Consider the following 13,699-nt stretch of genomic DNA (forward strand, 5'->3'; position numbering starts at 1 on the left):
AAATATTCAGACTATAATGAAAGTTTTATCAGCAAGTCATATAAACAAGTATTTCTACGAACCGGAAAAATTCCAGGTTCTGAAAAATATATCTTTTGAAGTCAAAAAAGGAGAATTCCTGTCTTTGGTAGGTAAATCGGGCTGTGGGAAATCTACCCTCCTGTATATACTCTCTACTATGGACACCGATTACGAGGGTACTTTAGAAATGAACGGAGAGAAGCTGACAGGTAAATCGCAAGACCAATTAGCCGCTTTCCGAAACGAGCATTTAGGTTTTGTTTTCCAGTTTCACTTCTTACTACCTGAGTTTACTGTATTGCAAAATGTGATGCTCCCAGCTTTGAAATTAGGCAGATATTCAGCCAAAGAGGTAGAAGAAAGAGCCATTCAGAAACTGAAACTGGTTGATATGGATAGTCATGCCTTGAAGCAATCTTCTAAACTCTCAGGTGGACAACAACAGAGGGTAGCCATAGCCCGCGCATTAATTAATGACCCGACCATCATTATGGGAGATGAACCAACAGGAAATCTGGACAAGAAAAATTCAGAAGTAGTCTTTAATATCTTTAAACAGATAGCCCACGAAAATCACCAGACCATTATTACAGTAACGCACGACCCGGATTTTGCCAAAGGCAGTGATAGAATTATTGAGATGTCTGACGGACAGATAATTAAGAGTTAATGGAAAAAAGAAATAAAATATTGGTTGTTGTCGTATTGATAATGGTAAGTATTTCTACTTTTATCAGATGGTATTTTTTTGAGCTTGATCATAGAACCAACCTTATATTAGCCTGTATTTCTACAGTTGTAATCACAAGCTCTATTCTTTTCTTTCGTAGGCTTTATGCGCATTTCGATAAAACGATGCCTTATGATAGCGGCATTGTACGAAGGCTAATTTTGCAGATTGTCATTATGTTTATTTTTGTCTCGATTATCAGTCAGGGAATCTTATATGCTACCACTCACTTTTTTAAGATTGCAAAGGTAAATTATCTGGTAAAATATGAGTTTACTCAATTGGCCAAAATTGCAGGCTATATGACTCAGGCATTATTTGTCATATTGCTCAACGTGGCACATTTTACCTATTACTCTTTACAAAAATGGCGTGAAAGTGCTTTAAGGGCATCTAATCTTGAAAAAGAGAAATCGCAGGTGCAGTTTGATAACCTCAAAAATCAGTTGAATCCCCACTTTTTATTTAATAGCCTTACTTCTTTAGATTCACTGATTCAGGAGAACCCTCCGTTGGCGAGAGATTTTTTGCAGCAATTGTCTAAGGTCTTCCGCTATGTGTTGAAGAATAAAGAAAAGGGCTTGGTAAGTCTTGAAACAGAATTGACATTTATTAAGCATTATGTAAGCTTATTGAAAACCCGTTTCGGAGAATCTTTGCAGGTTGCTTATGTTATTGCTGACGATACCTTAGACTTACAGATTACGCCTGTTACCTTGCAGATATTAATAGAAAATGCCATCAAGCATAATATTATCAATGAAAATAATCCTCTGACAATTCATATTAAAAGTGAGGGAAATACGCTAATCATTGAGAATAATATTCAAAGAAAAAAACAGGTGGAAACCTCAAACGGGCAAGGATTAATAAATTTGAGAACTTTGTATAACTTTTTGAGTAATAGAGGAATAGTGATCAATACAGATGAAGACGTTTTCTCAGTAAAAATACCTTTGATTTAAGTGCATGAAAATACTCATTATAGAAGACGAACCGCTGGTTGCCAAAAACCTTGAAAATCTGGTGCAGGAATTAGAACCAGCCGCTACCATTGTTGCCACTATCGGGAGTGTAAAAGAAACTTTGACCTGGCTTAAAATTCATCCGAGACCTGATTTGGTATTGTCTGATATTCAATTATCTGATGGGGTAAGCTTTGATATATTTCAGGATGCCGATGTGACTTGCCCTATCATTTTTACTACTGCTTACGATGAGTATGCCATTCGTGCATTTAAACTCAACAGCATAGATTATCTGCTGAAACCTATTGATAAATCTGAGTTGAAATGTGCCTTTGATAAATTTAAGCGAAATAGTCAGGTAGCTAAATCAGATGTATATCAGGAGCAACTGGATAATTTACTATCTGATTTAAAGAATCGGGCAGCGACACCTAAATATAAGACCCGCTTTACAGCCCATCATCACCGTAGTATTGTAGCAGTGCCTGATAGCAAAGTAGCTTGTTTTTATAGAGACGAGGTAATATGGCTGCAAACATTTTCAGACGGAGACACACATAAACTGATAACTGACTATAATTCACTAGATGAAGTAGAAGAATTACTGAATCCAGAGCAATTCTTTAGAGCTAACCGTCAGTTTATAGTAAATAAAACAGCGATTGAAAGCTACCGCACACATTTTACTGGAAAAATAGAATTAAAACTGCTTGTGCCAAGTAAAGAAGAGATAATTATCAGCAAAGAAAAAGCGCACCAGTTTCGGGGCTGGTTTGAATTGGGTTAAACCATCAACAATCGCCATACCCCCGAAATCAACAAAAGTATCAGGCAGAAAGGAGTAAGAATTTTCCAGGACAAGTGCATCAACTGGTCGACACGCAAGCGAGGAAGTGTCCAACGAAGCCACATCTGAATAAAAATGAGCAGATAAGATTTTGATAATAACCAGAAGGCTCCCCAAAGATTGCCCGACCATTCGCCAACTGTCCCACTTGTCCAGTCGGCTAATCTTATAACCCAGATATTTGGCAAAGGAGTATTCCAACTTCCAAGGAATAAAATCACGCCTAAGATAGATACCAGAAGCATCATAGCGTATTCAGAAAGCATCATCACCGCCCATCTGAAACCGGAATATTCAGTATGAAAACCCGCAATCAGCTCAGATTCAGCTTCGGGCAAGTCAAAAGGTGCACGGTTACTCTCGGCAAGGGCAGCAATAAAATAAATAACAAAGACAATTAACAGAAAAGGATTTCTGAAAATATTCCATGTCAGAAAGCCACCAACTTCACCTACTTCTACACCTAATGCTTTAATGCCAAACAAGTAATTTTTCTCGTCCCAGAAGATTCCCTGTTGAAAGCTGATTTCCTGTAAATCTAAGGTTTGTGTAATCAGAATCACGCAAAGGATAGATAGACCCAGCGGTACTTCATAAGATATAATCTGTGCCACTGAACGCATAGCTCCTAACAAAGAATATTTATTATTAGATGCCCATCCGGCCATCAGAATCGCTAGAATATCTAATGATACAACAGCCAACAGAAGAAAAACACCAGTTTGAGTGCCCGAACCTGATAACCCTGAGGATAGCGGAAAAACCGCAAAGCCAGCAAACACTACCATAAACAGCATGATAGGAGCAAACTTAAACAGGTTACGGTCAGCATTGGCAGGGGTGATGTCTTCTTTCTGAATCAACTTCAACAAGTCGGCAATTAACTGCAAAAGCCCCCAATGGCCTACTTCCATAGGCCCAAGACGGTCTTGTATAAAAGCAGAAACCTTACGCTCGAGATAAACCCCGACCACTACGTTGGCAAAAGCAATAGCAAGAAATATAGCGAGCGTAAGTATCATGTATTTCGATTAATTAAAATTCAGCACTCTTAGGCGTTCTTGGGAAAGGAATTACGTCACGGATATTGGTCATACCCGTTACGAACAATACCAGACGCTCGAAACCTAAACCAAAACCTGAGTGTGGTGCAGAACCAAATTTACGGGTTTCCAGATACCACCAGATGTTTTCCGGGTCAATACCCACTTCTTTCACACGGGTCAATAATTTTTCGTAATCATCTTCACGTTGTGAACCACCGATGATTTCACCAATTCCCGGGAACAATACGTCCATTGCTCTTACAGTCTTGCCATCAGCATCCTGTTTCATATAGAACGCCTTAATCTCACGAGGGTAATTAGTCAGAATCACAGGTTTTTTGAAGTGTTTTTCTACTAGATAACGCTCATGCTCAGACTGTAAATCAATTCCCCATTCAACAGGATACTGGAATTTCTTCTCTTTATGGGGTTTTGATTTTAATAAAATCTCAATCGCTTCTGTATAAGTCAGTCTCTCAAATTGGTTATCAACTACAAAACGTAATTTCTCCAATAAAGCCATTTCACTGCGTTCGTTTTGTGGTTTGTTTTTCTCTTCGTCTAACAAACGTTTCTCTAAGAAAGCCAAATCATCTGCACAGTTTTCTAGGGCATATTTGATAACATATTGCACGAAATCTTCTGCCAGAGCCATGTTGTCTTCCAATTCATAGAAAGCTACTTCCGGTTCAATCATCCAGAACTCGGCTAAGTGACGGGTCGTATTAGAGTTTTCGGCACGGAAAGTTGGCCCGAAAGTATAAATCTTCGATAAAGCCAGAGCTCCCAATTCTCCCTCTAATTGTCCTGATACGGTAAGGCTTGTTTCACGACCGAAGAAATCTTCTTTATAATCAATTTGTCCGTCTTCTGTTTTTGGAGGATTCTTGATGTCAAAAGTCGTTACATGAAACATTTCACCTGCGCCCTCGGCATCAGATGCCGTGATGATAGGCGTATGCAGATAAAAGAACCCTTTATCGTTGAAATATTTATTGATAGCAAAAGCTAAATTATGACGGATGCGAAAAATAGCACCAAAAGTATTTGTACGGAAACGTAAGTGTGCTTTTTCACGCAAAAACTCCATGGAGTGGCGTTTCGGTTGCATCGGGAAAGTCTCATCAGCCGAGCCATATACTTCTATTTTCTCAGCTTTCACCTCAACCGCTTGTCCTGACCCTTGTGAAGCAATCAATTTTCCTGTTACAGCCACACATGCGCCAGTGGTAATTGAACGTAAAGTATCTTCATTGATTTGATTATTATCACCCTCAACTACCGCTTGAATATTATGAATAGTTGAGCCGTCGTTAATCGCAATGAATGTTACGGCTGCCTGGCCTCGTTTAGTACGTACCCAGCCTTTTACTGTTACCTCTTGTTCTGCAGGTGTCTGTGTAAGAATTTCCTTGATTTGCATAAAAATAAAAACTAATAATGAGCCGCAAAAATAGCGAAAATTAGCTTTTAAACGTGCCTTTGTTAGAAATAAAACAAGGGAATTTTGAGGAAATGCCAAGATTGTTGTAGATTGGTTTAGTTTAATTTTCAGTAAATCGAATGTCTATTACTGTTAAAAAGTCATTCAGAAGAAAAAATCCTTCTCAATTCATTTATGAAATAATAGATGGGAAACCCATTTATTATAGAGGCTATAAAGAGGCTGTTAGGAATAATCTAGGAGTTGAAGCAATAAAAGGGTGTAGTACTTTACAATCTGAAATAGTATTTTTTGTATTGTCTAATATTTATCCTTTTTATGATAGAAAGAAGTATCGTATTCTTACCAATAAGCTGAGTTTGCAGTTAGATAGTAAAAATATTTTATCAGGAGATATTGTGATTTATGATAAGCAAGTGCTGACAGGGGATAAAATTAATAATAAATACCCTGATGTACCGCCCAAATATGTAATTGAAATAGATACTAATGCAGACTTAAGTGAAAGCAGTTTTATGGAGTATATGACTCGTAAAACCGAAAAACTTTTTGAGTTTGGTGTAGAAAAAGTATTTTGGGTAATTACATTAACTCAACAAGTAATCGTAGCTTTACCTAAAGAAGACTGGTTGATTAAAAACTGGAACAAGAATATTGAACTCTTTGACGGCATAACAATGAATATTGGCAGGTACTTAGCTGAAGAAGGCATAAAAATATAATCACAGGAGGCACAGCGCGCGCCTCCTGTCTATTACTCTTCACTTTTCTTGCCCTTCTTCCTTTTCTTCAGCGCATCACTTAGTATGTATTCTATCTGCCCGTTCAGGCTTCGGAACTCTTCTGCTGACCACTTTTCGAGCTCTTTCAACACTTCCGGGCTGATTCTTAATACAAATGCTTTCTTTTCACTGGCCATTAGTTATATAGGGTTCCGGCATTTACCACTGGGCTTACTGATTTTTCACCACACAAAACTACCAATAAATTGCTTACCATAGCAGCTTTTCGCTCTTCATCCAACTGAACAATTTCTTTTTCTGATAGACGAGCCAATGCCATTTCTACCATACCTACTGCCCCCTCTACAATTTGCTTACGGGCAGCTACCACAGCCGTAGCTTGCTGACGTTGCAACATGGCGTGTGCAATCTCTGGCGCATAAGACAAGTGGCTGATACGCGCTTCTACTACCTCTACACCTGCCTGTGCAATGCGCTCATTCAGCTCTTTTTCTAACATTTCATTGATTTTACCTGAACCGTCTCTCAAAGTAATAGTAGCGTGTTCATCTTCAATATTATCGTAAGCATAAGAACTCGCCAGGTGACGCACGGCAGCTTCCGACTGAATATCCACAAATTTCTGGTAATCATCTACCTCAAAAATAGCTTTTGCAGTATCGCTTACACGCCAAACTACCACGGCAGCAATTTCGATAGGGTTACCTAATTTGTCGTTTACTTTCAGTTTTTGTCCGTTCAGGTTTCTTGCACGCAAGCTGATTTTCTTACGCTTAAACAAAGGGTTTACCCAACGCAATCCGGTTTGTTTCATAGAGCCTTCATAATTACCAAAGAAAGTAGCAACAGCCGCTTGATTTGGGTTAATGACCGTAAGCCCGATGATGAGGATAAAACCAGATATCATCAGAATAACCGCTAAAATCGGAATAATCTGCATTAAGGCTATCGGCGGTACAAATATTAAAAGGAGCCCGGCTATTAATAGGAGATAGCCTGATTGTGAATCTAATTCTTTTTCTTTCATCTGGTTTAGAAATTTTTGATATTAAAATGATATCACAAAGATATTGCTGTTTGCGAGATTGCCAAAAGAAAAAATGATGGATGAAACTTTTTGTAGATGAGTGGTAATTAATAATAATCGACAATTTTTCCTAAATTGCGGCCTAATTGAAATTTAATAAATAAAACGATGGTTCTTAGCGAACAAGAAATTTTACGCCGTCAGAAAAGACAAGATTTAATGGCAATGGGAATCGACCCATATCCTGCTGAATTATTTGAGGTGAATGTTACATGCGCCGACATTGAGAAGAATTACGAGAACAATAAGTTAGACTATAAGAATGTATCTATTGCCGGCCGCCTGATGAACTTCCGTATTATGGGAAGTGCTTCATTTGCCGAGCTACAAGATTCAACAGGTAGAATCCAATTGTATTTCCGACGTGATGATTTGTGCCCGGGCGAAGACAAGGCCTTGTATAATACGGTTTTCAAGAAGCTATTAGATATTGGCGATATTATCGGTGTAAAAGGTTATGTGTTCACTACCCAAACCAACGAAATATCTATCCATGTAACAGAATTTAAAATTCTGAACAAATCTTTGCGTCCGCTTCCGGTAGTAAAAGAAGTTGATGGCAAAGTATATGATGCCTTCTCAGACCCTGAGCAACGTTATCGCCAACGTTATGTGGATTTAATCGTAAACCCGCATATCAAAGATATTTTTATCAAAAGAGCAAGGATTATCAGCACCATGCGTCAGATGTTTGACGAAAGAGGCTGGTTAGAGGTGGAGACGCCTATTTTACAGCCTATTCATGGTGGTGCAGCGGCTCGCCCGTTTAAAACACATCACAATACGTTGGATATGCCATTATATATGCGTATTGCTAATGAATTATATCTGAAAAGACTGATTGTTGGTGGTTTTGATGGCGTATATGAATTTGGTAAAATGTTCCGCAATGAGGGTATGGACAGAACCCACAACCCGGAATTTACTTCTCTAGAGTTCTACGTAGCCTATAAAGACTACGAATGGATGATGAACATCACCGAAGAAATATTTGAAAAAGTAGCTTTGGCAGTTCACGGTACAACCAAATTCAAATCAGGTGAGCACGAACTGGATTTTGCAGGGCCATTTGCGCGTTTGAGTATCCTTGAAGCTATCGAAAAATATACGGGCGTAAATGTAGGGGCATTAACCGAAGAAGAAACACGCCAGCATTGCCGCCAGTGGGGTATGGAGGTAGACGATACGATGGGCAAAGCCAAATTGATTGATGAGATTTTTGGTGAAAAAGTAGAGGATAATTTAATCCAACCGACTTTTATCATCGACTATCCGGTTGAGATGTCGCCATTAACCAAAAAACACCGCAGCAAAGCAGATTTAGTAGAGCGTTTTGAGTTGTTTGTGAATGGCAAAGAAGTAGCTAACGCTTATTCAGAGCTAAATGACCCTATTGACCAACGCGAGCGTTTTGAAGAGCAATTGAAACTGGCTGAGCGTGGTGACGAGGAGGCAATGGCCATGGACGAAGACTTTATCCGTTCGCTCGAATATGGTATGCCACCAACCGCAGGTATTGGTATCGGTATCGATCGCTTAACAATGATGTTGACCGACAATACCAGTATTCAGGAAGTACTGTTTTTCCCACAAATGCGTCCTGAGAAAAAACAGGAAGTATCTACTGATGCAGATTACGAAGCGATTGGTGTTCCAACAGTATGGATTCCGGCACTACAAAAAATGGGTTTTGTGATGACTGAACAACTGAAAGGAGCAAACCCGAACAAAATTTTCAACGATTTAGGTGGCGTAAGAAAGAAACTGAAAATTGAAGAGAAAATGCCTACGCTTGATGAGGTGAAGGCCTGGGTTGGGTAAAATATAGAAGATTATACAATCCATCATACAAAAGCAGCATTTCAACCGATAATGCTGCTTTTTTTATTGGGCGGTTGTAGGTCAAAACATCTATATCCTTAAATTTGCCTGAAAACAATATTTATTCCATGAAAAAATATATCACCTATTGTCTGGTCATACTGCCCATTCTTACACAAGCACAAGGCAACCTGAAAGCATCACTTGATAAAGTAAAAAGCTATGTAAAAGAGATTAAGCTAGAAAAATCTACTGTTAATCAACAATTCAGCTACGATAATGCCAATCCTTATGATATAAAAATTGCTATTACAACTTCCGATTCTAAAGGCAAAACCACGGAGGAAATCTATGAGTTTAATCTAGGATTGATGGGAGAAGTAAAAAGAAGTGCATCGAGTAAGGAAATGAAAGTAGAATTAGGTGCTCAGAAAAACCTCAAAGTAATTCGTTATACCAAAGGCGGCGAAATGCAGAATTATGAAAATAAGGTAGAAATTTTAGCCGAGAATGTAGACGATGCCCGTGAGTTAGAAAAAAATCTGAAAGATGCTGTCGCGGCGGCTAAAACAGCTTGGGAGGCCTCTGTTAAATTGCCAAAAGATGATTTAGCTTCTTTGCAAAGCTGGCTTGAGCAACATATTAAAGATGTATCATCAGATAAACAATCTGTCAAACAAAGTCTGAAAAAATCAGGTGCTTATAAAGATCGTGCAGTGTTGACGAGCGAAGAAAACGATGGCAAGAAAACTACAGAATTACAATCGGATTTTAGCTGGGGAGATTTTAACGAAAACGGCGCGGAGTTAAAGATCAGTGGCAAAGAAGTAACAGTTAGTGTTAAATCAAAGAATGATTATGTGCGAACACAGCAAGGGAGTGTAATGAAAGGCTACGAAGATGAAGTGAAATTTGCGGCAACTAACCCAACTGAAGGTACAATTTTGCAGATGGCTATTCAGAAGATTATTACATTAGCCAAAAAAGAATTACAAAACAGAGTACCTAAAGTAGCTACTAAGGAAGATGGCTTTAAGATTCTGAAAGACCGGTTGAAAGATATAAAAGTCAATGAGTCGAACTATACACAAAAAATTGAGCCCGCTTGTGCGACTACCTATACCCTGAAATCGGAAGTAAAAGGTAAAACGGTTGAAGAAAGTTTTAAATTTAATTTCGGTGATTTGACTGATTTCAAATTATCAGTTTCAAAAGAAATAATCAAAATCGCCTCAAAAGTACAGGATAGCAAGAAGTTTATTCAGGTAACCAAAGATGGTGCACTACAAAATTACGATAACAGCGTAGAATTTGTAGCAGGGGATATTGAAGATGCACGCTATCTGATGGAAGCTTTACCTGCTATTGCCAAAGGCTGTAAGGGTAATGTTACCGCAGGAGATTTCAACTGGTTGGCAGGCAAAGTGAAATCTATAGAAAACCCAAAACAGGAACTGGTATTACAAGATGGCGATAAGTGTAAATGGAAGTTGACGTCAACTGCTTCAGACTCAAAAAAGACGGTTGAGACTGTTCTGGAATTTAATCTCTACGATATTGACGCTAATAAAATAGAAGTAGATGTATCGGGTAAAACAGTAGGTATTATGGGTTATACCATCAATAAAGAGAAGTTTATCAAACAAACCAAAGACGGCAAGCCGACCTTTGCCAGTGAAGTCAATCTGGTTGTGAATACCATTGAAGATGCACAGAAAGGTGTTGCTACTTTTAAAGCCTTGGCAGGGAGTTGTAAAAAATAAACGTAATCAATCTATTTTACTAATAGGTAAACATGATTAATTAGGTGGTTACTTCCCTATAAACTTTCGAATAAATCAAATAAAATAAAAGTCGTAATTTATTTGGTTACTATCGATAGTTTATAGGGATATTTTATTTAGTAATGATACTTAATTCCACCCAACAATAAATTTCTTCTATACTTCAGAAAGTTAAAATATGTTTATGCCACGAGTAAACAATCGTATTTGATTTTAATAATAATTCTTCTCTTAAAACTTCTCAAAGTTTGTCTATTTTAGACAACTATAGGTTCTATTATTTTAAAGTGACCGAAAAATAAAAAAATAAAGAGATTTCTAAATTTTTTTTTTTATTTTGATTTTCCTCATGATAGTCCACCGCCTGATTAACAAGCCAGTTTAATTACTTAACGCCGATAAACATCGCATCATATCTGATAACACCTATAGTGCTATCAGCAGGAATAATATTGCCTTTAACAAAACGAAAAAGGGCTTTGAGCTATGCTGGACGGTTAAAACTGTACTTCTGATAAGATACCCGAATTAGAGAATGCCAAATAATAGGAACCATTTAACTCGACAATGATGAAATTCTTTTACTATCCGTACTTATTGATTATATTCTTGGCTACTTCAGCTCAGGCACAGGTTGAAGTGCCGATAAACCTTGTAAAAAAAGGGTTTATTCTGGAAAACAAGGCACCGTTTGAATCATTGCGAGTTTCTTTTGAAGATGATTTAGGTGAACATTTCTCCCAACTTTTGTTTACCGACTCAACGCTTGTTTTTAAAAATAATAGTGATAAAAGTGATTATACAAAGCTTAAGAATAAACATAAGCAGGATAACCAGAAGAAAGCCAAAGCTAGAGCGAAAGGGACTGCATTAGGCGATACTTCTAATAATAGCACAGCATTTAATATTAGCCAGTTTATTGATGAAAGAGATTTTTTAAAACCGGGGCTTGAAGTAGAGATTATTTTTGATGAGTATAGGTATACCAAGAAAAATGTACTTAAACAAATATCAGTAAAAACTGACTTCACCAATCAGTCAAAAGTAGAGGGCTTGTTTGAGAAAATGGATGGTAATGTTGCCATTGTAGATGGGCAGGCCGTTGTCCTAAGAGAAGGCACTTCTTTAACAGGAAAAGAAGGATTCGAAAACAAAAAATTTAGCTCATTTAAAGATATGATGTATGGGATGGAGGTAGAAGTAAGAGGCAAACGGCAGGTTAATGGTATTTTTCTTGCAGAGAGCGGAAATGTAAGAGCCACTCAATTTAATGAGACAGATAGAAAAATAGCTTCGTCTTATAAGAATACAATGAAAATGTCGGCTAATGAAGAAGAAATAAAAATAGCAGATACACTAACATTAAAAGTTCTCAAAAATATTACGATTCAAACCTACATTACCCGAGTTGGCAATGCTGTGATGCCTAAGTATATGCAAGCTTTACCGGACGGTACACCCGGGAAGATTGATTTTAATTTTTATGTAATTAAAGACGACTCTTTTAATGCTTGTGCTTACCCCGATGGCACTATTCATATCTACACCGGATTACTGGAAAAAATCGATAATGATGCACAACTAGCGGCTATTATAGGGCACGAAATAGGGCATGTCATTTATAAACATGCCAGGCAGAATTACGAAAAGCAAAAAACGCAAACTATTATAACAGAGCTTAGTTTTGTTGCCAGTTTAAGTGGTGTCAAAGGAGCAGATGCTGTCTTTTTAGCCACGGCAATCGGGGGGCCTATCTTATTAAGTAAGTATAACCGTGATATGGAAGAACAGGCCGATCGTGTGGGCCTTACTTACACCTATGATGCAGGTTTTGATCCTAGAGAAGCTGCAAAAATCTGGCAAAAACTAGCTTTTACTGAAGATAGTGAACTCCCATCAGGCTCAATACTGGAAGCATTAAGTTCAGGGGGGAATAAGACCATCAATTCTATTTATGGTTCACATCCTGAAGCAGCTAAACGGTATCGGAATTTAAGCTTACTCATAGCTAAAAACTATCAGGATACTGATTTGTCGAAACAAACGATTGGCGAAGAAGGGTATCTTAAAATGAAGAAAACATTAAAAAGAATATTAAAAGGATTACCAGAAAAAGAAGAAGTACGTGCGGAGGTTCCACCACCGGCCGCTGAAATTAAAAAGACCTCAATTCCTGAGAATAAAAAAACACAATTGAAAAAAGGCCAAACCGTAAAAACAGTGCAAAAAAAGAACTGATACTTAAAAAACTGTCTGGTTAAAAGTTAATTGTTTATGACGCAAGAAAAAGAAAATACGAAACCCGAAGAGGGCAAAGAGGCGGTTAAGAATGATGGCCCATCTCTAAAAACAGATATGCCATCTGAAACAGAAAATACAGTCTCTGAAGAAAATGCAGAAGAAATCATTACTACTGATAAAGCCAGGAAATGGCTAAAGCAAATTCAGGATCATCCTGTCTATATTTTTATTATTATATCAGGAGTGCTTGTTAGCTTTTTCTTTAAAACCCTTCCGCCTTTATTTGGAAGTTCGTCAGATGTAGAAAAGACTTCGGCTCAATTCTTCGGTACTTCAAAAAATCAGAAATGGTCAGAAAAAATCCAGATTACTTATCCTGATTTAGCTGGTAAGAATGACTCAATAGAGAAAATTATAGTCAATAAAGTAATTTCATATTTAGAGAAAGATGAACCCGGAAAATACAAGACCTATGAAGATCTAGATTATTTTCTCGACAATTATCAATACAATAATTCTGATTCTCTTTATATGAACGTGGTTATTCATCAGAATAGAAAGAAAAAAGATAAAACTGGTTTATCAGAATATTTATATATCTCATTTATAAGACTAAAACCTTCAAGAAAAGACACGCTTTCGGTAGATTTTATAAATTTTGATACTAAGGCAATGAAGGAATTAAAGTTAAAGGATATGTTTCATGCGATTTCAATTTTAAAACAAATGGTAGAAGAAGAATTCAAGGATAAAATTAAAATTGAAGAGACTTTCGTTGATGGTTTTTTCCATCTTTCCCCCAATTTTTTATTGACTGATAATGCCATTGAATTCTATTATTCTTACAAGAAAGGAGGTGAATTGAAGCAGACGAAACCTTTTAAACTTGTTATGCACTACGATGAAATCAAACCGGTCATAAATTATAATGGCAAACTCAAATTTCTAAGAAACAAAACCAATTAAA

At 37.4% G+C, this 13,699-nt stretch carries 12 protein-coding genes; 8 read left to right on the forward strand and 4 right to left on the reverse strand.

The window, feature by feature from the left end; translation table 11 throughout:
- The first annotated feature begins 16 nt into the window (after positions 1–16).
- Genes D0T08_RS15555 through D0T08_RS15565 form a run of 3 tightly spaced genes read left to right on the forward strand, consistent with a single transcriptional unit; the run spans position 17 to position 2,506 of the window.
- Entirely contained in the window at positions 17–691 is a 675-nt protein-coding gene (locus tag D0T08_RS15555) for an ABC transporter ATP-binding protein (RefSeq protein ID WP_116983589.1), read from the forward strand.
- Positions 691–1,716 carry a sensor histidine kinase gene (locus tag D0T08_RS15560; RefSeq protein ID WP_229238967.1) on the forward strand — a complete coding sequence of 342 codons (1,026 nt, stop codon included), beginning with the start codon at positions 691–693 and terminating at the stop codon, positions 1,714–1,716. The genes D0T08_RS15555 and D0T08_RS15560 overlap by 1 nt, the downstream gene beginning before the upstream one ends.
- A gap of 4 nt (positions 1,717–1,720) precedes the next feature.
- A complete protein-coding gene (locus D0T08_RS15565; RefSeq protein WP_116983590.1) occupies positions 1,721–2,506 on the forward strand; it encodes a LytTR family DNA-binding domain-containing protein in 786 nt (261 codons plus the stop codon).
- Here the strand turns inward: D0T08_RS15565 and D0T08_RS15570 are convergent.
- Positions 2,503–3,588, reverse strand: a complete 1,086-nt coding sequence (locus D0T08_RS15570; RefSeq protein WP_199538169.1) for a complex I subunit 1 family protein — start codon at positions 3,586–3,588, stop codon at positions 2,503–2,505. The genes D0T08_RS15565 and D0T08_RS15570 overlap by 4 nt on opposite strands.
- 13 nt (positions 3,589–3,601) lie before the next feature.
- Positions 3,602–5,035 (reverse strand): asparagine--tRNA ligase, encoded by a 1,434-nt coding sequence (gene asnS, locus D0T08_RS15575; RefSeq protein ID WP_116983591.1) that lies wholly within the window; start codon positions 5,033–5,035, stop codon positions 3,602–3,604.
- Positions 5,036–5,175: 140 nt separating this feature from the next.
- Here asnS and D0T08_RS15580 point away from each other — a divergent pair, with 140 nt between their 5' ends.
- Positions 5,176–5,778, forward strand: a complete 603-nt coding sequence (locus tag D0T08_RS15580; protein WP_116983592.1) for a Uma2 family endonuclease — start codon at positions 5,176–5,178, stop codon at positions 5,776–5,778.
- A 32-nt stretch (positions 5,779–5,810) separates the two neighbouring features.
- Here the strand turns inward: D0T08_RS15580 and D0T08_RS15585 are convergent, their stop codons facing one another.
- Together D0T08_RS15585 and D0T08_RS15590 are read right to left on the reverse strand one after the other, a co-directional pair.
- Positions 5,811–5,975: an Arc family DNA-binding protein gene (locus D0T08_RS15585; RefSeq protein ID WP_116983593.1), complete on the reverse strand. Its 165-nt coding sequence runs from the start codon at positions 5,973–5,975 to the stop codon at positions 5,811–5,813.
- Positions 5,975–6,826 carry an SPFH domain-containing protein gene (locus D0T08_RS15590; RefSeq protein ID WP_116983594.1) on the reverse strand — a complete coding sequence of 284 codons (852 nt, stop codon included), beginning with the start codon at positions 6,824–6,826 and terminating at the stop codon, positions 5,975–5,977. Before D0T08_RS15590 ends, D0T08_RS15585 begins: the two co-directional genes overlap by 1 nt.
- 168 nt (positions 6,827–6,994) lie before the next feature.
- Here D0T08_RS15590 and lysS point away from each other — a divergent pair, with 168 nt between their 5' ends.
- The 4 genes from lysS to D0T08_RS15610 all read left to right on the forward strand — a co-directional run bounded on the left by lysS (position 6,995) and on the right by D0T08_RS15610 (position 13,698).
- Entirely contained in the window at positions 6,995–8,707 is a 1,713-nt protein-coding gene (gene lysS, locus D0T08_RS15595; protein WP_116983595.1) for a lysine--tRNA ligase, read from the forward strand.
- 128 nt (positions 8,708–8,835) lie between these two features.
- Positions 8,836–10,470: a hypothetical protein gene (locus D0T08_RS15600; RefSeq protein ID WP_116983596.1), complete on the forward strand. Its 1,635-nt coding sequence runs from the start codon at positions 8,836–8,838 to the stop codon at positions 10,468–10,470.
- Between the two features lie 588 nt (positions 10,471–11,058).
- Positions 11,059–12,729, forward strand: a complete 1,671-nt coding sequence (locus D0T08_RS15605; protein ID WP_116983597.1) for a M48 family metalloprotease — start codon at positions 11,059–11,061, stop codon at positions 12,727–12,729.
- A gap of 36 nt (positions 12,730–12,765) precedes the next feature.
- Positions 12,766–13,698, forward strand: a complete 933-nt coding sequence (locus D0T08_RS15610; RefSeq protein ID WP_116983598.1) for a hypothetical protein — start codon at positions 12,766–12,768, stop codon at positions 13,696–13,698.
- The last annotated feature ends 1 nt before the right edge of the window (position 13,699 follow it).

The sequence above is a fragment of the Emticicia sp. C21 genome (assembly GCF_003418935.1).
In the GTDB taxonomy this organism is placed as follows: domain Bacteria; phylum Bacteroidota; class Bacteroidia; order Cytophagales; family Spirosomataceae; genus Emticicia.

What these genes read in the sequence shown, in the direction of transcription:
- D0T08_RS15565 (WP_116983590.1), top strand. Translation starts at nt 1,721, where the DNA reads ATGAAAATACTCATTATAGAAGACGAACCGCTGGTTGCCAAAAACCTT.
- D0T08_RS15560 (WP_229238967.1), top strand. Translation starts at nt 691, where the DNA reads ATGGAAAAAAGAAATAAAATATTGGTTGTTGTCGTATTGATAATGGTA.
- asnS (WP_116983591.1), bottom strand. Translation starts at nt 5,035, where the DNA reads ATGCAAATCAAGGAAATTCTTACACAGACACCTGCAGAACAAGAGGTA.
- D0T08_RS15580 (WP_116983592.1), top strand. Translation starts at nt 5,176, where the DNA reads ATGTCTATTACTGTTAAAAAGTCATTCAGAAGAAAAAATCCTTCTCAA.
- D0T08_RS15605 (WP_116983597.1), top strand. Translation starts at nt 11,059, where the DNA reads ATGATGAAATTCTTTTACTATCCGTACTTATTGATTATATTCTTGGCT.
- lysS (WP_116983595.1), top strand. Translation starts at nt 6,995, where the DNA reads ATGGTTCTTAGCGAACAAGAAATTTTACGCCGTCAGAAAAGACAAGAT.
- D0T08_RS15585 (WP_116983593.1), bottom strand. Translation starts at nt 5,975, where the DNA reads ATGGCCAGTGAAAAGAAAGCATTTGTATTAAGAATCAGCCCGGAAGTG.
- D0T08_RS15600 (WP_116983596.1), top strand. Translation starts at nt 8,836, where the DNA reads ATGAAAAAATATATCACCTATTGTCTGGTCATACTGCCCATTCTTACA.
- D0T08_RS15570 (WP_199538169.1), bottom strand. Translation starts at nt 3,588, where the DNA reads ATGATACTTACGCTCGCTATATTTCTTGCTATTGCTTTTGCCAACGTA.
- D0T08_RS15610 (WP_116983598.1), top strand. Translation starts at nt 12,766, where the DNA reads ATGACGCAAGAAAAAGAAAATACGAAACCCGAAGAGGGCAAAGAGGCG.
- D0T08_RS15555 (WP_116983589.1), top strand. Translation starts at nt 17, where the DNA reads ATGAAAGTTTTATCAGCAAGTCATATAAACAAGTATTTCTACGAACCG.
- D0T08_RS15590 (WP_116983594.1), bottom strand. Translation starts at nt 6,826, where the DNA reads ATGAAAGAAAAAGAATTAGATTCACAATCAGGCTATCTCCTATTAATA.